This is a genomic window from Pseudoalteromonas distincta, from assembly GCF_005877035.1.
Lineage (GTDB): Bacteria > Pseudomonadota > Gammaproteobacteria > Enterobacterales > Alteromonadaceae > Pseudoalteromonas > Pseudoalteromonas distincta.
Genome location: NZ_CP040559.1, coordinates 165,037 through 189,990 on the forward strand (window position 1 = coordinate 165,037; position 24,954 = coordinate 189,990).

20 protein-coding genes are annotated in these 24,954 nt (G+C 39.6%); 8 read left to right on the forward strand and 12 right to left on the reverse strand.

Going from position 1 to position 24,954, the window contains the following annotated elements; translation table 11 throughout:
• Complete coding sequence (locus FFU37_RS17490) at positions 1–735, forward strand: 5-oxoprolinase subunit PxpA (protein WP_138490123.1); 735 nt, start codon at positions 1–3, stop codon at positions 733–735.
• 155 nt (positions 736–890) lie between these two features.
• Positions 891–2,909, forward strand: coding sequence for a S9 family peptidase (locus FFU37_RS17495; protein ID WP_138490124.1), 2,019 nt, complete (start codon positions 891–893; stop codon positions 2,907–2,909).
• An 866-nt stretch (positions 2,910–3,775) separates the two neighbouring features.
• Here FFU37_RS17495 and FFU37_RS17500 read toward each other — a convergent pair.
• The gene (locus FFU37_RS17500; RefSeq protein ID WP_138490125.1) at positions 3,776–5,377 is read right to left on the reverse strand and encodes an isocitrate lyase; all 1,602 of its coding nucleotides are present in this window, start codon (positions 5,375–5,377) and stop codon (positions 3,776–3,778) included.
• Between the two features lie 239 nt (positions 5,378–5,616).
• Here FFU37_RS17500 and FFU37_RS17505 point away from each other — a divergent pair, with 239 nt between their 5' ends.
• Positions 5,617–7,806: a malate synthase G gene (locus tag FFU37_RS17505; RefSeq protein WP_138490126.1), complete on the forward strand. Its 2,190-nt coding sequence runs from the start codon at positions 5,617–5,619 to the stop codon at positions 7,804–7,806.
• Positions 7,807–8,016: 210 nt separating this feature from the next.
• On the opposite strand, the gene FFU37_RS17510 is transcribed toward FFU37_RS17505, so the two are convergent.
• The 4 genes from FFU37_RS17510 to FFU37_RS17525 form a co-directional block, all read right to left on the reverse strand.
• Entirely contained in the window at positions 8,017–8,742 is a 726-nt protein-coding gene (locus FFU37_RS17510) for a YebC/PmpR family DNA-binding transcriptional regulator (protein WP_002959197.1), read from the reverse strand.
• A 145-nt stretch (positions 8,743–8,887) separates the two neighbouring features.
• Positions 8,888–9,505: an HAD family hydrolase gene (locus tag FFU37_RS17515; RefSeq protein WP_138490127.1), complete on the reverse strand. Its 618-nt coding sequence runs from the start codon at positions 9,503–9,505 to the stop codon at positions 8,888–8,890.
• A 321-nt stretch (positions 9,506–9,826) separates the two neighbouring features.
• Positions 9,827–10,321, reverse strand: coding sequence for a DUF6702 family protein (locus tag FFU37_RS17520; RefSeq protein ID WP_138490128.1), 495 nt, complete (start codon positions 10,319–10,321; stop codon positions 9,827–9,829).
• The gene (locus tag FFU37_RS17525; protein WP_138490129.1) at positions 10,321–12,768 is read right to left on the reverse strand and encodes a M1 family metallopeptidase; all 2,448 of its coding nucleotides are present in this window, start codon (positions 12,766–12,768) and stop codon (positions 10,321–10,323) included. The genes FFU37_RS17520 and FFU37_RS17525 overlap by 1 nt, the downstream gene beginning before the upstream one ends.
• 579 nt (positions 12,769–13,347) lie before the next feature.
• On the opposite strand from FFU37_RS17525, the gene FFU37_RS17530 reads away from it, so the two are divergent.
• From FFU37_RS17530 to FFU37_RS17545, 4 genes are all read left to right on the forward strand, one after another.
• Complete coding sequence (locus FFU37_RS17530; protein WP_002959190.1) at positions 13,348–13,584, forward strand: hypothetical protein; 237 nt, start codon at positions 13,348–13,350, stop codon at positions 13,582–13,584.
• 78 nt (positions 13,585–13,662) lie between these two features.
• Entirely contained in the window at positions 13,663–14,910 is a 1,248-nt protein-coding gene (locus tag FFU37_RS17535) for an exonuclease SbcCD subunit D C-terminal domain-containing protein (protein ID WP_039488853.1), read from the forward strand.
• Positions 14,907–18,557 carry an SbcC/MukB-like Walker B domain-containing protein gene (locus tag FFU37_RS17540; protein ID WP_138490130.1) on the forward strand — a complete coding sequence of 1,217 codons (3,651 nt, stop codon included), beginning with the start codon at positions 14,907–14,909 and terminating at the stop codon, positions 18,555–18,557. Before FFU37_RS17535 ends, FFU37_RS17540 begins: the two co-directional genes overlap by 4 nt.
• Before the next feature lie 28 nt (positions 18,558–18,585).
• Positions 18,586–19,242 carry a class I SAM-dependent methyltransferase gene (locus FFU37_RS17545; RefSeq protein WP_138490131.1) on the forward strand — a complete coding sequence of 219 codons (657 nt, stop codon included), beginning with the start codon at positions 18,586–18,588 and terminating at the stop codon, positions 19,240–19,242.
• Positions 19,243–19,440: 198 nt separating this feature from the next.
• Here FFU37_RS17545 and FFU37_RS17550 read toward each other — a convergent pair whose 3' ends face one another.
• The 4 genes from FFU37_RS17550 to FFU37_RS17565 all read right to left on the reverse strand — a co-directional run bounded on the left by FFU37_RS17550 (position 19,441) and on the right by FFU37_RS17565 (position 21,802).
• Positions 19,441–20,253: a TIR domain-containing protein gene (locus FFU37_RS17550; protein ID WP_039488845.1), complete on the reverse strand. Its 813-nt coding sequence runs from the start codon at positions 20,251–20,253 to the stop codon at positions 19,441–19,443.
• A 122-nt stretch (positions 20,254–20,375) separates the two neighbouring features.
• On the reverse strand, positions 20,376–20,768 hold the full coding sequence (locus FFU37_RS17555; protein ID WP_002959178.1) for an ACT domain-containing protein: 393 nt from the start codon (positions 20,766–20,768) through the stop codon (positions 20,376–20,378).
• 19 nt (positions 20,769–20,787) lie between these two features.
• Positions 20,788–21,345 (reverse strand): DUF6942 family protein, encoded by a 558-nt coding sequence (locus tag FFU37_RS17560; protein WP_138490132.1) that lies wholly within the window; start codon positions 21,343–21,345, stop codon positions 20,788–20,790.
• A 1-nt stretch (position 21,346) separates the two neighbouring features.
• Entirely contained in the window at positions 21,347–21,802 is a 456-nt protein-coding gene (locus FFU37_RS17565; protein WP_002959175.1) for a YaiI/YqxD family protein, read from the reverse strand.
• A gap of 130 nt (positions 21,803–21,932) precedes the next feature.
• On the opposite strand from FFU37_RS17565, the gene FFU37_RS17570 reads away from it, so the two are divergent.
• The gene (locus FFU37_RS17570) at positions 21,933–22,454 is read left to right on the forward strand and encodes a lipocalin family protein (RefSeq protein ID WP_007583597.1); all 522 of its coding nucleotides are present in this window, start codon (positions 21,933–21,935) and stop codon (positions 22,452–22,454) included.
• Positions 22,455–22,663: 209 nt separating this feature from the next.
• On the opposite strand, the gene FFU37_RS17575 is transcribed toward FFU37_RS17570, so the two are convergent.
• Genes FFU37_RS17575 through FFU37_RS17585 form a run of 3 tightly spaced genes read right to left on the reverse strand, consistent with a single transcriptional unit; the run spans position 22,664 to position 24,935 of the window.
• Positions 22,664–22,999 (reverse strand): DUF3325 domain-containing protein, encoded by a 336-nt coding sequence (locus tag FFU37_RS17575; RefSeq protein ID WP_138490133.1) that lies wholly within the window; start codon positions 22,997–22,999, stop codon positions 22,664–22,666.
• The gene (locus FFU37_RS17580; protein ID WP_138490134.1) at positions 22,996–24,597 is read right to left on the reverse strand and encodes a PepSY-associated TM helix domain-containing protein; all 1,602 of its coding nucleotides are present in this window, start codon (positions 24,595–24,597) and stop codon (positions 22,996–22,998) included. Before FFU37_RS17580 ends, FFU37_RS17575 begins: the two co-directional genes overlap by 4 nt.
• Entirely contained in the window at positions 24,594–24,935 is a 342-nt protein-coding gene (locus FFU37_RS17585) for a hypothetical protein (protein ID WP_138490135.1), read from the reverse strand. The genes FFU37_RS17580 and FFU37_RS17585 overlap by 4 nt, the downstream gene beginning before the upstream one ends.
• Between the last annotated feature and the right edge of the window lie 19 nt (positions 24,936–24,954).

Here is a 24,954-nt window from a genome sequence, read left to right on the forward strand (position 1 = left end):
ATGAAGCTCAATTGTGATTTAGGCGAAAGCTTTGGCGCATGGAAAATGGGGCTAGACGATGACGTTATGCCACATATTGATATGGCGAATATTGCGTGTGGGTTTCATGCAGGTGATGCCGACGTAATGGCAAACACTCTTGTACTTGCCAAGCAACATAACGTACAAATTGGTGCTCACCCAAGCTACCCAGACAAGCAGGGCTTTGGTAGGCGCTCAATGACACTTAGCGAAAAAGAGCTTACAAATTGCCTGCATTATCAAATAGCCGCTATCGAGGGTATGGCAAAAGTACAAGGTTTAACACTTTGCTATGTAAAACCCCATGGCGCACTTTATAACGACATGATGGCAAATGATAAAATATTACAAACCGTTATAAATGCAATTGCCAGCTACCCAATAGATTTAAAGCTAATGGTTTTAGCGACTAAAAATGCCAATAAGCACATTCAAATAGCTAAAGATTCAGGAGTTGATCTAATACTTGAGGCATTCGCCGATAGGCAGTACACCGACGACGGGCATTTAGTGTCACGAACACTTGAGGGTAGCGTTCACAACAAAGCTGCATTACTAAAACAAGTAACTCAGCTTTTATCCGATGGCAGCGTGACAACACGAACTGGAAAAAAACTAACGCTCAACGCCCATAGCTTATGCGTACATGGCGACAACGCTGATGGCATAGCGCTTATAAAAGACATAAAAGCCCTGTGTAACTCAGCTAACTAAACACTTTTACACAACCACAAATAGAAGCTGTAAACCCCCTTTACAGCTTTAACTCATAGATTTAAATAAGAGCTTCATCGCATCCTACTGTTAATTTAATAATCCCTAACATATAACTACTTAGCAAATTAAAAAAAGTAACAACAGGGATAAAAATGAAAAAGCTTTTAACACTTAGCCTCATTTTAGGCTGTAGCAATTTAGCCTACGCTGAAACAAATACACTACAACTGCAAGACGTGTTTAATTTAGAATATGCTAATCAAATAGATATAACCGAAGACGGTAAAACTGTTTATTTTGTGCGTAACCGCATGGATATAAAAACAGATCGCAAAGTGGGTAATATTTGGTCTGTTGATTACAAAACCAAACAAATGCAGCCACTAACCTCTGGCGTACATATGGATTATTCGCCAGTACTCTCTCCTGATGGTCAACGCCTTGCGTTTATATCAACCCGCGATGGCAGCAGCCAAATATATATTAAATGGCTTAAAACAGGTGCTATGGCAAAAATTAGTAACTTAACGAGTAGTCCACGTTCGATTACATGGAGCCCTGATTCTAACCAATTAATATTTAGCATGTTTGTCCCAAGCGCTAATTCAGCGCCAGTGAGCTTACCAGGTAAACCAAAAGGCGCAACCTGGGCAGAGCCCGCCAAATTTATTGATGATGTGTATTACCGCTCAGATGGTGGCGGTTACACACAAAAAGGTTTTAGCCAATTATTTTCCATAGATGCTAACGGTGGTAATGCTAAACAACTCACTCATGATGAGTTTGATAACGCGGGCGATGTAAGCTTTAGTAACGATGGTAAATCACTTTATTTTTCTGCGAACAGGCACACAAACAACCAGCTAAAATTCACAAATAATGAAATTTATAAACTTGATTTGGCCTCGCAAACTATAACCGAAATTACTAACCGAGATGGCCCTGATGAACAACCTAAAGTATCGCCCGATGGTCGTTACTTAGCGTACACAGGTTATGACGATAAACGCACTAATTACGAAAATGCTCAACTTTATATTCGTGATTTAAAAACAGGTAACACAACTAGTTTAACACCAAATTTTGATCGTAGCGTAGGTCAAATAAAATGGAGTGCCAATTCAAAAGGTGTGTACTTTAGTTACGCTGATAAAGGCCAAACCGCCCTCGCCTATCAGCCTCGCAGTGGCAAGCGTAAAATAATAACAACCCAAATTGGCAGCGTTGCCTTTGGTCGTCCTTATTCAGGTGGCGACTTTGATGTAAGCGAAGATGGCGAGGTAGCCTTTACCCTTGCCGATACTCAGCGCCCTGCTGATATAGCAACAATTAAACGCGGTAAAGCGCAGCGTTTAACTACCCTTAATGCAGATGCATTGGGTGACAAAGCTTTGGCTAAAGTGGAAGAAATTTGGATTAAATCAAGTCACGATAAGCTACCAATCCAAGGTTGGGTTGCTTACCCACCAGAATTTGATAGCAGTAAAAAATATCCGCTAATACTAGAAATACACGGCGGTCCTGTCGCTAATTATGGCCCACATTTTAGCGCTGAAATTCAACTGTTTGCAGCCAAAGGTAATGTCGTTTTATACATGAACCCACGTGGTAGTGATTCATACGGTAAAGAGTTTGCACAAACTATTCATCATAATTACCCAAGTAACGATTTTGACGACTTAATGACGGGCGTTGATGCGCTAATAGGGAAAGGCTTTATCGACGAGTCTAAATTGTTTGTAACCGGTGGCTCTGGTGGCGGTGTATTAACAGCTTGGATTGTAGGTCATACCGATCGCTTTGCTGCGGCTGTAGTTGCCAAACCGGTTATTAATTGGATCAGTTTTGTACTAACTGCCGATTTTTACCCGTTTTTTGCTGATTACTGGTTTCCAGGAAAACCATGGGATCACATTGAGCATTACATGAAACGCTCGCCTATTAGTTATGTTGGAAACGTTAAAACTCCTACTATGTTGCTCACTGGTGAATCTGACTACCGTACACCAATTTCAGAAACTGAACAGTTTTATCAAGCATTAAAACTACAAGGTGTTGATACTGCAATGGTGCGAATTCCTAATGCTTCACATGGTATTACAGCTCGCCCATCAAACTTAATGACTAAAGTAGCTTATATTCAATGGTGGTTTGATAAACACACTAAATAACCTAAAATTAGTATAACATTTATTGCTCAAATAAAAGCCACTTTAAATAAGTGGCTTTTATATTTATCGCCGTAGTATTCAAACTGTAAACCCCCTTTACACTTCTGTGACAGTTAAATATCGGACTTAGCTAAAACTTCAGTTAGTAAAATTTCGGTTTATAGCATTTTTTGTTACTTGAGTTGGTAAAAAATCGGTTTGAGTCACTGTTTATAGCCTCTCAGTTAGTAAAATTTTGTTTTATCGCACGGAGAAGTTAGTAAAAAATCGGTTTATAAATTCGCTAAGTTTGTCTGTTAAAGCAAAAATCAGTCACTTACCTGCCTTTTAAAGTTGTTGTAAACGCTTTTTACAGCAAAATTACCCCAAATATGCCGTTTTATAAAAGGTTAGTTAAACTCTGATCTGTAAATTCACTCAGGTAGTTAAATAGTGATCCAACATGATTTGGCAAGGGCGTGTTGAACTTTGGTGGGTTAATTTGCAGCAGTATGTTTGGTTTTTAGGCAAGGCGGAGCTTATGTAGTGTGGTTATTCCCCATGAATAGGCGATAACGTAGCATAAATACCAAACATGCGCTGCCCTTTGGGTTCTTTCTAGGGACGATAAACTCTTTGTTGCCTACATGGATGTAGGTAAGGGGCGTGAGCAGGACGCGAAAGCTTTGCTCGGTTTTTACTTAGCCCACTAGGTTACAAACCTCGCGCCGCGATTTAATCGCCCCTAGTTTGAACAAATTTCAATCCACAAAGATCAACACGCCCTAGTTAAAGTCTGATCTGTAATTGTGCTTAAATGTTCTAACTTTATTTAAAACAATAAAAAAGGGCCTATTGGCCCTTGAGTAACACTATCTAGTTAGGAATTAAAACTGGTTCATGGTGTTGTCTTCACCACCGGCTTTTAGCGCGTTATCACCAGAGAAGTATTCTTTGTGCGTATCGCCCATGTTAGACCCTGCTAGGTCTTGGTGCTTAACAGAAGCTTGCTCACGGCGAATTTCTTGGCGTTGTACATCACGCACGTAAGCCAGCATACCCATATCGCCAAAGTAACCTTCTGATAAAATATCAGTGCTTAGCGCAGCAGTATGATACGTAGGCAGAGTAATTAAGTGATGGAAAATACCTGCTTCACGTGCGCCATCGCGCTGGAAGTTTTGCACTAGTAAATCGGCTGCTTGTGCAAGCTCTGTTGCATCCATTTCTGGTGCCATAAGGCCTTTATTATCGCCAAGGCTTGGGTAAGCACTAAGGTCACGGCCTGCTTCTTCCCACTCTTGATACACTTGCTCACGAAACTTAAGCGTCCAGTTAAACGAAGGCGAGTTGTTGTATACCAGTTTTGCATTTGGCACCTGTTCTTTTACACGATTCACCAATTCTGCAATTTGTTTAACATGTGGTTTTTCTGTTTCAATCCACAGTAAATCAGCGCCCGACTGCAAGCTAGTAATACAATCTAATACTACGCGGTCTTTTTCAGTGCCTTCGCGGAACTGGTATAAACCGTTATCTAGGCGAGTTGGTTTACATAACTGGCCATTAATTTTCATTGCCGTATCGCCTTCATTTAAATCATCAACACCGTTAATTGGCGTAGTTTCTAAAAATGCATTGTATTGGCTTGCTAAGTCACCTGGTGTTTGCGACACAGGTACTTTTTGAGTAAGGCTGGCGCCTAATGAATCTGTACGTGCCACAATAATGCCGTTATCAATACCTAGCTCTAAAAAGGCGTAACGTACTGCGTTAATTTTTGCTAAAAAGTCTTCGTGTGGAACGGTCACTTTACCTGCTTGGTGACCACATTGTTTGGCGTCAGATACTTGGTTTTCTATTTGAATGGCACACGCACCGGCTTCAATCATTTTTTTAGCCAGTAAGTAAGTTGCTTCTTCGTTACCAAAACCGGCATCAATATCAGCAATAATTGGCACAACATGGGTTTCAAAGTTGTCTATTTTATCAATAACAGCTTGAACATCGCCGCCGTTCGCTTTTGCTTCATCTAGGTCGTTAAACAAGTGATCGAGTTCACGTGCATCTGCTTGCTTTAAAAACGTGTAAATTTCTTCAATTAGTGCAGGTACCGATGTTTTTTCATGCATGCTCTGATCTGGCAGCGGACCAAATGCAGAGCGAAGCGCTGCAACCATCCAGCCACTTAAGTATACATAGCTGCGTTTAGTTGTTTTTTGATGGCGCTTAATAGCCATCATCATTTGCTGGGCTGTAAAGCCATGCCAACAGCCTAAAGATTGGGTGTACTGGCTTGTGTCGGCGTCATATGCAGCCATATCTTCACGCATTACGTCTGCTGTGTATTGCGCAATTTCAATCCCTGTGCGAAAACGGTTTTGTAAACGCATGCGGCTTGCGTATTCAGGGTTAATAGCTTTCCATGCGCTGCCTTGTGTTTGGCAAAGAGTAGAGAGTGTGTCTGTTTCGCGTTGATATGTTGTCATAATAAAATCCTTCGAACGAGTGTGTAAATTATTTTAATGTTGTGAGAGTGGCTAGGAGTGTGTTCCGTAGCGCTTAATTCAACATTAGGCTCCTTTTCTAGATTTAGTAAATTTATAGTTGTTATTGTGGCTATACATTTTGTGAATGGCTAAAAAGCACTCAACATTGCCTTTTTGAGTTATTGTTGCCTTACGCACAAGCACACAACAACATCGCGACCGTTTAAAGGAAGGCAACTATGTCCCACACTCTCACACATTCAGGACTCAGCGTAGACACACAACTCGCTGATTTCGTTAAAAATCAATTGCTACCAGGTACTCACTTAAGTGAGTCACAATTTTGGCAAAGTTTTGCACATATCGTTCAAACACTTACCCCTACTAATAAGGCACTGCTTGAAAAGCGAGAGCTGCTTCAACAGCAAATAGACGACTACCATCTTGCTAATAAAACCTGGGATAGCGCTAAATACCAAGCCTTTTTGCAAGATATTGGCTATTTAGTTAAAGAGCCTGCCAACTTTGAAATTGAAACCCAAAATGTAGAACCCGAAGTAGCCCTTACAGCAGGCCCTCAGTTGGTTGTGCCTGTAAGTAATGCACGCTTTGCACTTAATGCCGCTAACGCTCGCTGGGGCTCGTTATACGACGCTTTATACGGTACTGATGTGTTAAGCGAAGATGACGGGGCTGAAAAAGGTAATACCTACAACCCTGTTCGTGGTTTTAAGGTAATGGCCTACGCTCGCCAGTTTTTAGATAAAGCATTGCCGCTGACCAATGGCTCCCATATAGAAAGCACGAATTACTCAGTAGTAGATGGCGCACTTTTAATAACCTTGCGTGACAGCTCTCAAACCACATTAGCTAACCCATCTCAGCTTATTGGCTATCAAGGAGAAGCACAAAACCCAACTGTAGTGTTATTAAAAAACAATGATTTACACATAGAGCTACATATCGATCACCACCACATTATTGGCCAAGCTGATAAGGCTGGTTTAAAAGATGTAGTGCTAGAGGCCGCTCTTACCACCATTATGGATTGTGAAGATTCAGTAGCTGCGGTAGATGCAGAAGATAAAGTACAAGTTTATAAAAATTGGCTTGGGTTGATGCAAGGTAACTTAGTTGAATCGTTTAAAAAAGGCGATAAAACTGTTGAGCGTACTCTGCAAAGTGATAAAACATACACCGCACTTGATGGCGGCACCGTTACTTTAAAAGGCCGTAGCATGATGTTTGTAAGAAACGTTGGCCATTTAATGACGAACCCTGCTATTACCGATGTGTTTAATCAACCGGTGTTTGAAGGCATTATGGATGCGATGTTTACAGCCACTGCTGCCCTGCACGACCTAAATAAAAAAACAGGTATAAAAAATTCAAGCGCGCAAAGTATTAATATAGTAAAACCCAAAATGCATGGCCCTGAAGAGGTAGCATTTACTAACACTTTATTTAGCTTAGTAGAGGAAGCGCTAAGCTTACCTAAAAACACGCTTAAAATGGGGATTATGGATGAAGAACGCCGTACTTCTGTAAATCTTAAAGCGTGTATTTATGCAGCTAAAGGGCGTGTTGTATTTATTAATACCGGGTTTTTAGATAGAACAGGCGATGAAATTCATACCTCTATGCAAGCGGGCGTTGTGCTTCCAAAAGCACAGATTAAGCAGCAACCATGGATACAAGCTTATGAGGATCGCAACGTCGATATTGGCCTTGCTTGTGGCTTAAGTCATAAAGCACAAATAGGTAAAGGCATGTGGCCAATGCCAGATAAAATGGCATTAATGATGGATCAAAAACAAGCTCACCCTAAATCAGGCGCTAATACAGCATGGGTGCCCTCCCCTACAGCCGCTACCCTGCATGCAATGCATTATCACGATATAAACGTATTTACTGAGCAGCAAAGTATAGCTAAACGTACTATTGCGAGTCTTAATGACCTGCTTACACCGCCGCTAATGGCAGACCCTAAAACGCTTTCAAAAGAAGATATTCAAAGTGAGCTAGAAAATAACGCACAAGGCATTTTAGGTTACGTTGTACGCTGGATTGATCAAGGCGTAGGTTGCTCAAAAGTACCTGACATTAACCATATCGGTTTAATGGAAGACAGAGCCACACTGCGTATTTCAAGCCAGCATATGGCTAATTGGTTGCTAAATGGTGTGTGCTCACAAGCGCAAATAAAATCAACAATGGCTAAAATGGCCAAAGTGGTTGATGGCCAAAACGAGCATGACACTGCGTATACACCCATGGCAACAAGCGAAGAAACCCTTAATAATAGCATTGCGTTTCAAGCTGCTACTGCGCTGGTTTTAGAGGGCGTAACGCAACCTAGTGGTTACACTGAACCACTACTACATAGCTACCGTATAAAATATAAAGAACAAAAGTCGAATACGCTTTAACTGCTTAATCAAAGTTAAAATTAAGTACTAAACCAGCTTTTAAGCTGGTTTTTTATCGCCTAAAATTAGAATAACAGCACTTTTAAGGCATTTTAAAAATATATATTCAAATAAGCATAATACACATGAATATCTAACATTTATTCAAACGTAAAAAAGCGTGTTTTGCATACACAAAACACGCTTTTTAAAGCTTTTAACCGTTTACGTTTAATTTTTTACAATGGCATTGTGATAAATATTTTGTACATCGTCACAATCTTCAAGCATATTTATAAACTTATCAAAGTTAGCAATAACTTCTTCGTCTTCAATTTCAATATTAACTTGAGGAATAAACGTAATTTCGTCTACTTCAAAGTTAATGCCTTCAAATGCGTCTTCAAGGGCTGTTTTAGCTTTGAAGTATTCTGTTGGCGGTGCAAATACCGATATTTTACCGTCCTCGGCTTCAACATCGCTTACATCAACATCAGCCATCATTAATGCTTCTAATACGACTTCATCGTCATCGCCTGCAAAGCCAAGTACCGCATAATGATCAAACATATGCGCTACACAGCCAGGAGTACCAATTTTTGAGTCTGTTTTAGTAAATGGTAAACGTACATCTTTGATAGTACGGTTCGGATTGTCAGTTAAACAGTCAACAATAACCATGCAGTTACCAGGGCCATAGCCTTCATAACGGGCAACAGAGTAATCTTCTCCTGCGCCACCGGCTGCTTTTTCAATTGCTTTTTCGATAACGTGTGCGGGTACTTGGTCTTTTTTAGCTTTTTCGATTAGACGGCGAAGTGTTTGGTTTACTTCGGGATCGGGATCACCACTTTTTGCTGCAACGTAAATCTCTTTGCCGTACTTTGAGTTTACTTTTGTTTTTGCATTGGCTGTTTTGATCATAGAACTTTGACGAACTACAAATGCTCTGCCCATTTTGTGCCCCTAATGAATACGTTACGTTTTGCGGTATTTTACCAATTCAAAACGTATTGGGCTAGCTCCGCAATGGGCAAAACTTGATTAATAAAAACTTTTATAACTACATACTCATTTCAGAATAAATTAAATGACATGCTATTTAACATAACTCTATTTTTTCAGAATAACTATCAACTAATGTCACTAAGTCAGCAAAGTCATGTAAAACATAATCGGCCTGATCGGCGTAAGCTGGCGTTAACTCTGGAGCGTATAAACATGCACGCATATTTGCATTATGCGCAGCTTGAATATCGTAAAGGTAATCGCCTACATAAAGTAAGTTTCTGGCATTTATGTTCCAAAGTGTAGCAATAGCATTTAAAGCGCTGGGATCTGGTTTTGCAGGTGCATCGCTTCTTGTTAAAACTGTACTAATAGGAAGTGGGTTATTTTGTAATTTAATTGCAGCCGCTTTATCAAAATTGCGAGTAACAATTGCCATCGGTATATTTTTAGACTTTAAAGCATTAATAGCTTCACTCACCCCAGGTAAAATACTGGCGTGTTGTGCGTCTATTAATTCGTGTTGGTGAACTATATTCATTGCCTCTTCACGCATATACGGTGAGGGCAACTGAGCAATGTAATCAAGCAAGTCTTGCTCGCAAGGGCAACCTATTTGGGCTTTAATTAATGTAAAATCTAGTTCGGATGAAACTAATGTTCCATCTAAATCAAAAATTACTCCAAAAATAGCCTCAACCTGAGTAGTCATATCATTCCCTGAATTTAGTTATTACTAAATAAAATTTAAACATAAAATTCTCTACTGCTTATGCCCAAGCCAGTTATAGCTAAAGGGATAAATGAAACTAACTATATTTAAATTATTTATTTGCACTGCTATCAATCTATTGATAATACAGTAAATATAATTGGTAGTTGTAGCATGCGCAAAAAATGGTAAATATACAAATTGAACTACCATTTTTTACGTAAATTTACATATACCAGATCAAAAATGAACGCAGTTTAAACGTATAAAGAAAACGCGCACATTAACTGCAGTGCGCGTTGGTTGGGGAAGTTTTAACTGTTAATTTTGCTCAAAGCGGGCTTCGAGCCAAGTATCATCTTGTGCAAAGTTTAAAGTTTTAATCTTACCTTTGCCCTCAACGTTTACCATATTTACCTGAGATGGCCATAAATCACGAAGCGCGCCATTGCTCATTTTAATTCCTTCAATGTTTTCAGGAATTGGTGCTTCTTGGTAAACCCAAAAAAACTTACCATCTACTTGCGCCCCTACAAAGCTAAGTGGTAAAGGCTCACCACTTAATGTTTGTAGAGCAACATGCGATTCAACATATTTAGCAAAACGTTGCTGATCGGCTTTATTACTAATAATATCGATTTTGCCTTCAAATAATGTTCCTACGGCATGTTCGGTATCATGTAAATAAAAGCGATGCATTAACTCAACATTATGCGTTCGTTTATTAAAAAGCACGGTTGTAACTGACGATTTTAGTTGATGCGCCATACTCGGCGCAGCAACTAAAAGGCAAACAATAATAAGCAAAAAGCGCATTATTGCGGCTCCTCACCGTTATCTTTTTCGTCTTTCTTCTCATCAGTTTTAAGCTCAGTTTTAATATCTTGCATGATATCGCGACTTACTTTAGCTTTACTCTTTTCCTTTTTAAACACTTCAATACGTGAAGGAATAATACGACGAGGGTAGTTATTATTTTCAATATCTACATCCGCAGTTTCCCAATTAGGATCTACAGTAACTGATACAAGCGGTTTGTTTTTATCGGTAACAATTAGCTTTTGAACATTTTTATAATTACGACGCCAAATTTCAGCAGGAATATAACGCTCTTCAGTTGTGCCATCTTCATATGTTAGCTCAAGTAATATAGGCATTACCAAACCACCTAGGTTTGAAAATTCCATAACGTAGTAGTTTTTATCTTCTTCTAAAGCACGTTCAAGCGTTTTACGCTCCCACGGCTCTAAGCCTTTTAAAAACTTATTGTACGAGTTACGTTCTTTATTGGTTACAGTAAAGCGGTCGTTTTCGTCATAAAAATCGGTAACATCAGGGTTTTGCTCAACCCATGTTTTTTTACCTTCGGCGCGGTTACGCTCAACAAATAATGACGTAGGCTTATCTGCTTCAATATCACGTAAACGGCTGTAATCAATATCAGGGTTTTTAGTGTCTAAACGTAGTTGATATACTTTATCTAAAGAGATATCAACATGGTCTGTGGTGTAAAACCAGCCACGCCAAAACCAATCTAAATCAACACCAGAGGCTTCTTCCATTGTGCGGAAAAAATCAGCTGGGGTAGGGCGCTTGTATTTCCAGCGCTGAGCATACTCTTTAAATGCAAAGTCGAATAAGTCACGGCCTAAAATTACTTCACGTAAAATATTAAGGGCTGCGGCAGGTTTAGTATAAGCATTAGGGCCTAAACGTAATACGCTGTCTGACTGAGTCATAATTGGTACTTGGACTTCAGACTTCATGTAGCTCACTATATCGCGAGGCTCAACACCCCAAGGAATAGTAGGATCCCATTCACGACCAGCAACACCATCTAAAAAGCTGTTTAAGCCTTCATCCATCCACGTCCATTGGCGCTCATCTGAGTTCACAATCATCGGAAAGTAAATATGACCAACTTCATGAATAACTACGCCAAGTAAAAAGCGCTTTTCAGCCTGAGAATAAGTACGAGTACCGTCATCTTGTAACTTAGTACGCGGACCGTTAAAGGTGATCATTGGGTATTCCATACCACCAACGGGGCCATTAACCGACTGTGCAGTTGGGTACGGGTAATCAAACGAATACTTAGAGTACACTTCCATTGTGTGTACTACCGCTTCAGTTGAGTACTTTTTCCATAAGTCACCACCTTCTTTAGGGAAGAACGACATTGCCATAACTAAAGGCTGAACGTCACCACCTTGCTGATAACCCTTTGCATCCCACATAAACTTACGAGACGACGCCCAAGCAAAGTCACGAACATTCTGTGCTTTAAAGTGCCACGTTTTAGTTTTGTCGGTGCCTTCTTTTTCGTTTTCTAGCGCTTCTTCTGCGTTAACAATAAACACAGGACGCTTAGATGTTTCAGCTTGCTTTAAACGTTTGCGCTGAGTACTTGTAAGTACTTTGCTCGCGTTATCAAGCTTACCTGTTGCCGATACAATGTGATCTGCCGGAACAGTAATCTCAACATCGTAATCACCAAACTCAAGCGTAAACTCACCAGAGCCTAAAAATGGCTTGTTTGTCCATGCTTCGTAATCGGTATAAGCCGCTAAGCGAGGGAACCACTGAGCAATTAAGAATATGTCGTTGCCATCTTCTTCAAAGTGCTCGTAACCAGAACGTGCACCTACAGCATCTTCTTCAACAATGTTGAAGGCAAAGTTCATGCTAAATTCTACTTCTTTACCTGGTTTTAATGGCTCGTTTAAATCAATGCGCATTAAAGTATCAACTACAGTTACGCGTAGCTCTTTACCATCGTCATCCTTTACGCCACTGATTGTATAACCCAGTTCGTTGTCGCTCATAAATTGCTGACGGCGTAAGTCACCTAAACTTAATTTAGCAGGCTTTTGAGCTGGTAGACTTTCTAAAGTGCTTTTAAACGTTTTAGTTGTTTCGGCAATAGAATCACTTTTAAAAATATTTTGATCTAACTGTAACCATAAATATTTAAGTGTATGCGGAGAGTTATTTTTATATTCAATGCTTTGGCTACCGGTAATACGGTGCTTTTTTTCATCTAGCTTTACATCAATATCGTAGTTTACACGTTGCTGCCAGTATTTTTCACCTGGTTCGCCAGCGGCACTACGATAAACGTTGGGTGTAGGAAGCGCTTCGTCTAATTGACGAAATTTATCAACAAAAGAACCTTTTGTTTGCTCAACCGAAGACGCCATAACCGCACTAGATATTGCCAAAGGCAATACAAAAGCACTTAGCGTAAGACCTATTTTTTTCATTGTTAGTCCTAATATAATTTTGTGAGCATACTTTGACAAATATACCAGTTAGCTTCAATAAATTAGCGACCAAGTACCGTATTTTTAGGGTGATGTTCACTTAGTTTGCTAGATTGAAAAGTACAATTATTTTGTAACAAAATACGAATAAATAAAAACTGTAAAGGGGGTTTACAAAAGTGGGATTTAATAATGGTTTTGAGCTATTAAATACAAGTTTTAGAGCTTGGAAAAAGCACATTAACTTTACCTACTTTGCTAAAAAAGTATTGCTTTAGCATTATCAGGTAAACCAATAATCCTATGTATAAATGCCTCAAATTTGCAATAAGTAAAATGAGCTAAAAGCCCACTCTACTGAACAAAAATACAGTGAAAACAGCTGAATTATTGGCTCAAATATTGCCGAACTTCCTTAATATTCGCTATTTTTACGATAAATGATAAATAGTTCAATTTTAGGTTGATCTTTAGTGCAGTTTATATTTAAAATCGCCAACCTTTTTATTTGAGGCAAATAAATTCGTCACATTTATCCTCAAATTAATATCGATTACTAGCAAGAAATGCGGTGGGCTTATGGATTTTTACATCCTAAAAAAACAACAAGAACTAATTGCGATTCCAGCAAGTGAGAATAACTGTAAGCAGTATCTCGATTCGGGTTATTTTTATATCGATAAAGTAGCAGCGTGCAACGAAACTAATGCATTAAAGGCGCTACACGCAAAACAAACTAAAACGTTAAAAATTCCATTATTAATGGCACTTTTAGCATTACCGGTTGTTTTTTCAGCTTGGTACAGTTTAACCTAAGGTAATGCACGGCTTAGGCTTGCATCTTTAACAGCCTTGGGTATATTGGCGCTCTTACGGTTTTATTAAGAGCGCGACATGAAAGTCCTCCACACCTCAGATTGGCACCTTGGCCAACAATTTTACGAACACGATCGCCGTGTTGAACATCAAGCCTTTTTTACATGGTTATTAGCCACTCTTGTTGAACAACAAATAGACTTACTTCTAGTTGCTGGCGATATTTATCATACAGCGACTCCAAGTGCTAGCGCCGAAAATCAGCTTTATCAATTTATTAAAGACGCCAAAAAAGCATGCCCATTATTACATGTAGTGATTATTGCGGGTAACCACGACTCTGCAAATCGTATTTTGGCAGCTCAGCCATTACTTGCACAGTTTGATACTCACGTAGTAGGGCGCTTTGATGTCGCAACACCCGATGAAACTGTTATTACCATAAATACCAATGGTAAACGCGCTGTAATCGTCGCTATGCCATTTTTACGTGCAAGCGATGTAAGTTTACTTAGCCAAACCGAAAGCGGCCCTAGTTATGCTCAAGGCGTTGCAAAAGCTTACGAGCTTGCACTAGAACAAGCTACTAATATAAACGAGCAAAACTCACCATTAATAGTTATGGGACATTTACACGCAAAAGGCGGGGATATCTCAAGTGATTCTGAGCGTAACTTAGTGATAGGTGGTGAGGAGTCTATTTCAGCCAATGTATTTGGTAAACAAGCCAACTATGTTGCCCTTGGGCATTTACACAAAGCGCAACAAGTCGCTAAAAGCGATATTATTCGCTACAGCGGCACACCTATCCCTATGTCGTTTTCAGAGCGTAACTACACGCACCAAGTAAATGTTGTTGAGTTTATTATTGATGAAAAACAACATATTAGTACAACTGTAAACCCCCTTTACATTCCACGCTCTGCCGATGTGATTATTTTACCAAAAGGGGAGTGTGTACCATTAAGCGAACTATGCGAGCAAATTAAAGCGCTCGACACCGCACAAAATATAATAGCGCCTTATTTACGTGTAAAGCTTAAATCAAGCGATACCGACACCACCTTCAGAGAACAAATAGAACAAGCACTTGAAGGCAAGCATATTAAATTTTGTGGTATTGAACGTGTACGTGAGCAATCAGCGCAAAATGACGACAACACCGTATTTGAAGATTTAAGCGAAGTTGAAATGCTCAACCCACTAAACCTATTAGAACAAGCATTCGCAAACGATAAAGACATGGCAGGGCAAAGCGTACCCGATGAGCTAAAAGCACTTTTAAGTGATGTGATAAACGAGCTTACGGAGCAAGAACAACTATGAAAATAACCGCAGTTCGTATTCATAATTTAGCCTCAATAGTTGACGCTGAAATAGATTTTACTAAAGCCCCATTAAAAGATGCAGGCTTATTTGCGATAACAGGCGATACCGGTGCTGGTAAAAGTACCTTCTTAGATGCTATTTGTTTAGCCCTTTATACAAAAACAGCGAGGCTGCGCGGCGATAAAGGTAACTTAATTGAGTTTAACGGCGACAGCATTAAGCTTAATGATGCGCGAAACTTGCTACGCAGAGGCACATGGGAAGGCTACGCCGAGGTCGACTTTTTAGGACAAGATAAACAGCTTTATCGTGCGCGCTATACAATTTCACGCACCCATAAAAAAGTAACAGGCAAACTTAAAGTAGCAGAGCACACATTAATTACCCTGCCAGACGAAACTTTAATAGCTGACAAAAGCCATACAATAAAAGAAGTCGAGAGTAAAATAGGGCTTAACTTTGAGCAGTTCTCCCGTGCCGTACTTTTAGCGCAACATGAGTTTGCTGCATTTTTAAAAGCCACTGGCGATGAGCGAGCACAACTTTTAGAGTGTTTAACAGGCACCGATAAATTTAGCCGTATTGGCGTGCGTATTTTTGAGCGCCATAAAGAGCAAGTAGCAAAGCTTGAAGCGCTTAAAGCAGGCCTTGAAAGCTATACCTTATTAACGAGCGATGAACTTGAGCTACAACAAACCAAGTTAACCGATTTAAAAGCGCAAACCGAACACACTAAAAAAGAGCAGACCAAAACCGAAAAAGGACTTAACTGGTATCAGCAAGCTACAGTGCTTGAGCAAAACTTACTGCAAGCACAGCAAACCCAGCAACAAGCAAGCTCAGCGCTTGAAAGTATTACCTCACAAAGCGAGCAGGCAAAACAAGCTAAACAAGCGCTTGAAATAAAAGATAACCGCAGCCGTTTTACTCAATTAACCGATCAAAATACGGCGCTAGATCAGCAAATAACATCGCTTAAAAGTGTTGATCATTTAGCGGTAATTAACGAGCGTAATACCGCGCTTACTAAGCATACTGAGCTACTTAATAACGCCAATGAGCAAAAACAAAATGCAGCGCCCGTTATAGCAAAAGCGAGAGAGCTCGACAGCAGCATTGCTTTGCAAACTCAAGCTGTAAAAGGCACAGAGTCGCAAATAACCAAAGAGCAAACTCAACTTGATGAGCTCATACAGCAGCTTAAACAAAGCAATAACGAGCTAGAACTCGCTAATACCGACTCAACTAAAAGCCAGCAATGGCTTAATGAGCATGCACAGCTGCACGTTTTAGCAAAAGACTGGAGCTACTATCAGCAAAGCTTTAATACCTACTTAAATGCACAACAGCAATTAACTGCAAACCTTGCACAAAGCCAAACTCTTAATACCGAGCTTGCAGGTCAGAGCGAGCGTTTAAATACACAAAATAATAAAGTGCAGCAGTGCGAGGCGTTACTTACGAGCGAGCAGTCAGCTTTGCAAGTTTTAAATACTCAGCTTAATGAATTTAATGCAGAGCACTGCGACGCGCAGCTAAAAAGTATTGATTACTTAAAAGAGCAGCGAGAGCGCTATAAGCAATTTAATGCAGAGCTAAAACAAAGCACTCAACGCCAGCAAGTACTTAATCAGCAGCTAAATGAAAGCCAGCAAGCCCATGCTTTACTTAATCAGCATTTAATAACCAGCGAGCAAGCACTTAAAGGCAGCGAGTACGCACTTAACCAAGCGCGTTTAAGAGCCAGCGAAAACGTAGAGCATTTACGCACTGAGCTTCGCCCTAATGAGCCTTGTTTAGTGTGCGGTGCAACTGAGCACCCGTATGCGGTAAATCAAAATCAGCAATTAAATAACTTAATTATTGATTTTGAAAATGCTTTTAATATAGCTAAAAAGCAATTTGACCATGCACAAAGCGAGCTGCATAAGCACCAAACTCAACATGCTGTGTTAACTGCTGAACACGGACAACTTGAGCAAATAATACAAACAGCAAAAGCCAAACAGCTCGACATTAAAAATACCATGCAAGGCGCACGTAATGAGCTTAACGACTTAACGCCTGATCAGCTTGAAGTAACTTATAAGCAATTAACGCAGCAAAAAGCGCAATACTTTGAGCAACAAAAACGTCAACGTACACTGCAAACCAAAGTAAACGAGCTACAAGCAGCACTTAAAGCAGAGCAGCAAGTACAGCAGCAACTGAGTAATAAACACCTTGAGCTTACACACCAGCAAAACCAGTTAACGAGTAAGCAAAGCGAGCTAAGTGCGCAAATTAACGAGCTTAGTACAACACTCAATAATCAATTTGAAAACAGTGATTTTTGGCAGCAACTACAAGCCAATACGCTTGAACTTAGCGAGCTGAACAAGCAGGTTACGCAGTATCAGCAAACTCAAACGCAACTTGAGCAAAGCCAAAAGCGCCAAGACACAGCTAGTGAGCAAATAAAGCAGCTTAGCCCGCTTGTTAGTAAAAGCGAGCAATCGCTAAAAGTACTTAATGAAGAGTTTGTAAAAGCAAAAGAGCTATTAGACGCTGTACAAAGTGAGCGCTTAGCTTTATTTAATAACGAGCAAATAAGCGCAGACGACTATCAAGCAAAACTCACAAGTGAGCAAGAGCAAAAGCAATCGCAGGTTCAAGCGAGTCAAAAAGCCTATGACGACGCTATAAAACAACGAGATGAACACGCTATAACGCTTAAAAATGTGGAGCAACGCTTACTTGAAAACAGCCAAGAACTAGCAACACTTGAGGCACGTTATAACCAGTGGTTTGCTGACTTTAAAGCGCAATACAGCGATGTTACGCACGAACAGGTCAAAATTTTACTAACGCTAAGTAGCGAGACTATTAAAGCGCATTTAACTCAGCACGAGCAGTTAACTCAAGCGTTAACAGATGCAAATGCCGCATTAAAACAGCAGCAACTTACGCTTGAAAAACACAACAGTAGCGATAAACCAACACAAAGTGCAGAGGCTTTAAGTACGCAATTAAGCAGCTTAAATGAGCAACAAACGCAGCTGCAAAATTCATTACTAGCAACTAATACCGCTATTGAGCAACACAACCAAAACGCAAAGGCGCTTGAAGGCAAACAAGCTGAGTTAACTACGCTTAAAACACAGGTAGAGCAGTGGCACTTGCTTAATAAAGTATTGGGCGATGCAACGGGTAAAACCATGCGTAACTTAGCACAAACACAAACGTTAAAAATATTATTGCACTATGCCAACAGCCATTTAAAAACACTCAACAAACGCTACGAATTAACCGCAATAGCGCAAACGCTCGACATTGCAATTATCGACCGCGACATGGCTGACGAGCAACGCTCTGTTAATACGCTCTCGGGCGGTGAGTCATTTTTAGTATCGCTAGCGCTTGCACTTGGTTTAGCATCGCTTTCGTCTAACAAAGTACAAATCAATTCTTTGTTTATTGACGAAGGGTTTGGTACGTTAGATAGCGAAACCCTAAGCATTGCAATGGACGCTTTGGATTCTTTGCAAGCGCAAGGCAGAAAAGTAGGCGTTATATCGCACGTAACACAAATGAGCGAGCGTGTAGCCACTCAAGTGCATGTAGCCAAAAAGCCAGGTGGATATTCCACAGTTGAAGTTTTATAAACAACATTACTGCCAACAAGGAGATACAATGCCAACGTTTACAGGCGAACAAGCAACACAATACGATAGCCGTATAACCCGTTTAGTTCCTGGTTATGAGTTATTACATCAACTTACTAATGCGCAACTACAAGCAACGCTAAGCGATAATGCACATATTTTGGTAGTAGGGGCAGGCACAGGCAAAGAAGTACTTGCACTGGCTGCACTAAACCCTACATGGCAATTTACTGCGCAAGATACATCAGCCGATATGCTCGCTATCGCAAAGCAGCAATTTAATGAACAAGGCATAACAAGTCGCGTAGATGTACATAATGGCCCCGTTGATAAGTTATCGGTTAAAGCCGATGCCGTTTTATGTTTACTAGTAATGCATTTTTTAGAAGATAACGGCGATAAAAAAGAGTTATTAAAAGCAATTAAAGGAAGCCTTAAAAAAGACGCAAACCTTTATATTGCGGATTTAATGCGCCCCGAAACTTCATTTGAGCGCGAAGCCCAGCTTACAACGTGCGCGCAATTGGGTTTAACCGAAACAGGTAAAACACAAACAGGGCACGACTTAGAAAATGAGTTTTACCCGCTTGATAGAATGCGCTTAAGCGAACTGCTAAATGAGTGCAAATTTGGCATTCCGAAGCTGTATTTTAAAGCCCTAGGTTTTAGTGGGTATGTAGTTTAACGTTGTATTAAATTTGTACAATACCAAACAAGCTAAATAAGCACTCGCTCTTTAGCTTCAATTAAAACACCGAACTAACAAGTTCGGTGTTTTAATATAACCTCTCTAAACTCCGAAGTTTCTCTAAGCGTAGGTCGGTTAAGCGAAGCGCCACCCGACGGGGAAGTTAAATGGTAGCTCACATAGTGTAATGTAAACTTAAAATTGTATATCAGGTTTATAGCCTTGAGGTTGAAGTAAGTCTTCATTCTGCAGCAATATATCAATCCCCATCTCGGTTATTGAATAAGTATAAAAATCGCATTCACTATGTTGATCTGTCTCAATAGCTTTACTTAAATATCCCATTCTTTCTAACTTGATCAACGATATTTGCAAAATAGAGTCATCTGTAGAACTAAAGTTATTAGAAATTCTATAAAATGGGAGACCATCAGGGTCAGACGTATAACTTTGTAGACAAGCTGCTAAAAATTTATAATCTTGTGCCTTAAGGTTATAAACTGATGGATTCGCAATATTTCTTTTTATCCCAGAGCTATTTTGATTATTGATCACTCCTAGCCTTTCTGCTTCAGCTTTAATTAATGTACAAGCACGGTTAGTCGCTGAAACCAAATCATAATCAGAACGTCCAGAATCATAATCAGCAGGAGTTACTCCTAATAAATCGGTTGGTAGATGCATTTCAATATCGCGAGGCTTCAGGATAAATGATCTAGATTTACCTATAGCTCCAACGAATAATCCCATTTCAAAAATTACATTATCTCTTACGACATGTTCTTGTCTATTTCGGATCGTAGCGATATCTTCTGGAGCAAATATAAATAGTGCAAAATCTACAAATGACGACTTTTCAACAAGATCATCGATCACTGTTGATGAGAGTTTAAAAGTACCATTTTTCCATAGCGTTACTTCAAATTCATGGTCTAAATTAACATTTACAGCTTCAGCTACGGGTAAGCTTTCAACTGAAGAAGCTATAAATAGTCTTGGTTTTCTCAACTTATTGTCTCCTTACTTAATTGAGTTTTCTTTTAGCAATAAGAATAAAGTTATATGTTTTTAGTATCTGCTTATTACATTAATACTAAAATGTTTAGCTTGCTACCATACTAGCAAAAATCCTAACCAATCTCTCCAAGCGCTTTCATTGCAGCTTGTGCTTTGTCTGTTTGTACAAAAATATGGTCGTGATAAAACGCAGCTACCACATTAGCGCTAATGCCATGCTCAGTTAGCTTTGCAGATACCGCAGCTGTTAGCCCAACGGCCTCTAAGCTTGAATGTACGTTAAGGGTAATTAAATTATATTTACCCTCGTAAGTAATACCTGCTTTATCGGCGGTTTCAGCTTTTAAAATAAGGGTTAGCCCTTCTTCTTCAACATAAGTGGCAAGTGGCTCTAAGTGAACATAATCAGCCAATTTCCCTGCTAAGCAACAAAAAATATACTCGCCTTGCTTAAGCGCTGGCTGCATTGATTTTAATAATTCGTTTAACTCTAAAATTCCGGCCATGGTCGTTCCTTACAATGTGTTATTTTTTTAGCTGCGCGACTAGCTCGCTTAATCTCGCAATTTTTATATTACTTAACTGTCTATAATCAAAATATGGGCACACAATAATGTTGTTAGTTGTGTCTATTGCAAACTCGTCGTCAAGCCAATCAAATTGTGCATGCAACTTACCTTGTTGTAATAAGTTTTTAGCGTGCGTACGCCCAGCAATTATATGTAGCTGGTTTTTATTGCTAGTAGCTTTATCTGGGCAAGTAATAGTAGTGTCAGGCGCGCTAAATAGCAGGGCGGTTTTACTGTTTTTTTGCAGTAAAAATTCATCGCGATATTGTTGCCAAGTAGGGGCTTGTTTGGCAAATGAATAATGCTCACTTGGCAGGGCAAATAGCACTTTTGCATACACGTTAAACACTTTGCGCCAACCATTACCACAGTGCTGGTTTATGGTATTTATTTGCTCATTTATAACCGGTTCTAGGCATTCAAGTGTTTCAAAAAACGGCATTGGCGGCGCTTTTGCTAAGTATACCGCCACGCTAAATTGCGTATCACCTAAGCCAACTAATTGGGTATTCAAGTTAGTTAGCCTTGTTTTGCGCTAAAATACGGTCGAGGTTATTTGCAAAATTTTGGCGATCGGTTTGGCTAAGTGGCGGCGGCCCACCACTCATTTCTACGCCACTTGATCGCATGGTATCCATAAAGTCGCGCACGTTAAGTATTGAGCGGATATTCTCGGTGGTATAAAGCTCGCCACGTGGGTTGAGTGCTTGCCCGCCGTTATCAATTACTTCACTTGCTAGCGGAATATCGCCTGTAATAACTAAATCGCCTTTTTCAACACGTTTTACTATTTCGTCGTCGGCTACATCAAACCCTGACGATACTTGAACGCGGCTTATGTATTTTGACGGCGGAATACGCATTGCGTGATTAGCCACTAAAATAGTCTCGATTTTCATACGCTCTGCAGCTCTAAAAAGTATTTCTTTTATAACAACAGGACACGCGTCTGCATCTACCCAAATTTTCATGCTATGGTCATTTTTATTGCTTTAGAATTAATATGATCCTATAGCAAATTTTTTTAATCGGCTAGCAAACTTTATATCCATCTATATTTAGATAATACGTACTATTTATGTAATTTAAAAAGGAGCTTACATGAAGGCTATAAAATACGGTTTACTTATTACAGGGTTGTTTTTTCTTAGTGCCTGCACCAGCCCTCCAGAGGGAATAACACCCGTTAAAAACTTTGATATACAAAAATATAAAGGCAAATGGTTTGAAATAGCGCGGCTCAATCACTCATTTGAAGAAGGTATGGAGCAAGTTACCGCGACTTATTCAATTAACGACGACGGCACAGTAAAGGTCCTTAACAAAGGGTATTTAACGGATGATAAAAAATGGGATGACGCCGAAGGCTTAGCCAAGTTTGTTGAGGGCACCGACACCGGACATTTTAAAGTCTCGTTTTTTGGTCCATTTTATGGCGCTTACGTGATTTTTGAACTTGACCAACCCGATTATCAATATGCATTTATAACCAGTTACAACAAAGATTACTTGTGGTTTCTGTCGCGTACACCAACGGTTAGCAAAGAGCTTAAAGAACACTTTTTAACTAAAGCTAAAGAGTTGGGCTTTGCTACCGATGAAATAATTTGGGTTAAGCAATAAACAATGTAAAGCCCCTTTACAGTAGTAATAAAAGAGTCACCTAACTGTAAAGTAACTTAAATATATTATGGTTATATTGTGTGTACTTGCCGTGAGACAGCAAGTATTAGAAACACTGAATATCCCCTATTGTTGGCAAGCTATATAGCTTGCCATTTTTTTTGCCTAATATATGGGAAAGTAACGGATCATGTTTTTACTAACTAAGGCTAGTTTAATGCTAAAAACAACCCACTTAGTACAACTAACACGCTATTTAAAACACTAAACCACTTTACGTAGCCTACTAAAAAATTATAAAAAATCATTATAATTAAGACACTTAGGCTCATAAATCCGCAAAATAGTAATGCTCCATATCCACCTTGAGTAACTATACAAAGCACCAAGCTTAGTAAAATACTGATCCAAGCAGCTAATAGCAGCTTTTTACGTTGGGGTTCTGTAGGGCGTTTTTTAAATACATCTTTAAAATGATTATACTTAGTCAGCGCAAAACAGTTAAAACTGAGCAGGCATAGACTAAACCCAAGTAAATCAATCATGGTTTTTGCCTTTTAAGGTTATTAGATTGACCAGGGCTGGTTATTTCTGAGTTGTTTTTAGCAGTACGTAATTTTTCGGTTTGTATAAAAAACAATATACTAAATAACAAAAACAGTGCATCAAAAGTAAATAAAGCCCACTGTTTGTGCATCAAATAGCTAACTATATTACCGTTAGTTGTAAGTGCATTAATAACCGGTACGCTTAAACATGCAACAGCATTTATAGCTGCCATAACTCGCCATTGCAGTGTGTCGCGCTTTATAAGTGCTAAAAGAGCAACCGCTAGCCATGTTAAAAAGAACGCGAGTATTTCTTTATCGGCGCGCTCTGCGGTAGTTGGGCTAAGTAGTCTGTTAGCAATAAAAAATGCACACGTTGCCAGTGGTAGTCCCATAATAGTGGCTAGGTTTAACCCTTCAACTAGTTTTAAACCAAACGAAGGTTTAACGTTATTTTTAGTTCGCTCGCGAATTCGTTTAGCCCACATAATACAGCCAGAGCCAATCATTACACAGCCTGCAATACCGCCTAATACGTATAACCAGCGCAACAACCACGTAGCTAAACGCCCTGTATGCATAGAATTAAGCGATTCGTAAAGCGCTTTGCTGCTAGTTAGCTCGTCATCAGTTTTAGCGACCATTTGCCCTGTAGCACCACTAAATATTAAGCGTGGTGCTTGGTCACGTAGTGTTTTACCTGCGCTTACTAATACGGTAATTGTTGAAGCTGCCATATTTGGTTGATTAACTTGTACGCGAGTAATATCTGCATGAGGCCACTTAGTATAAACCTGATCCAAAATGCGTTGAATCGGCACCATTGATGATTCGCCTTGGGCTTTATCGGTCATGGTGTTGCGAGGGGTTACATCGTTAAAAAAGCCACGCATGCCGTTATCATAAGAGATTTGCGCAGGGTAGGGAAACAACATAAATATAAGTGTAATTATACCCGTATAAGTAATCATTAAATGAAAAGGAAGGGCAAGCACAGAGCTTAAGTTATGGGCATCTAACCATGTACGGCTACCTTTGTTACGCCTAAAGCTAAACATATCTTTAAAAATACGCTTATGAATAACCACCCCCGATATAATGGCAATCAGCATAAAAAAGCTAGCAAAGCACACAATCCAGCGTGCGGTTATTGCATCCATGTAATGTAAATCATAGTGCAGCCGATAAAAAAAGTTACCGCCTTTAGTATCTACAAAGGGCTCAAGCTCTTGCATGGTATTAGGGTTTAGCTGTGTGTTTTCAAACCGGCTGCGGCGCTGGCCTGGCTCTTTTGGTTTTGCATAACCATAAATTAAATAAGGAATGCGTGGCTCGGGTAATGTAATACGCCAGCTTGATGAGTTAGCTCCATGGTTAGCTAAGTAATCGAACCCTGTAATTATTTGTTGTTTTTGCGCTTCTATACGCTGTGTTTGGGCTTGTACATTATGTATGGCTGGTTGATTCCATAAGGTTATTTCGTCTCTAAAAAAGCTAAGTGTTCCTGCAAAAAATATTAAATATAATAACCAACAAACGAGTAACCCTACCCAAGTGTGCAACCAAGTCATCGATCTGAAAAAGCTGTCTTTCATACCCAACCCTTTAGTAATACAAGCAATCCGATAAACGCACCTGTACTTAGTAAAATACTGATCCACACTGTTTTTAATGATTTAACGCTAAAGGCATAAATAAATACTACGGCATAAATTAAGATGCTGATTGAAACACTAAACAGCACAGCGTCTTGTTTAGCTATTGGCAATACAAAACTTAATAACGCAGTGCTTGCAGAGGTAAAAGCATAGCCACCAATTATGGCAATAAAAAAACGTAAAAATACCAAAACTCGATAACTGCTTACGCTTTTTACTATAAGCGCAATTACGTTAACCTTATCGAATGGCGCACTGTGCAAAGGTGCCTGCATAGTTAATTAATCCCTTTAT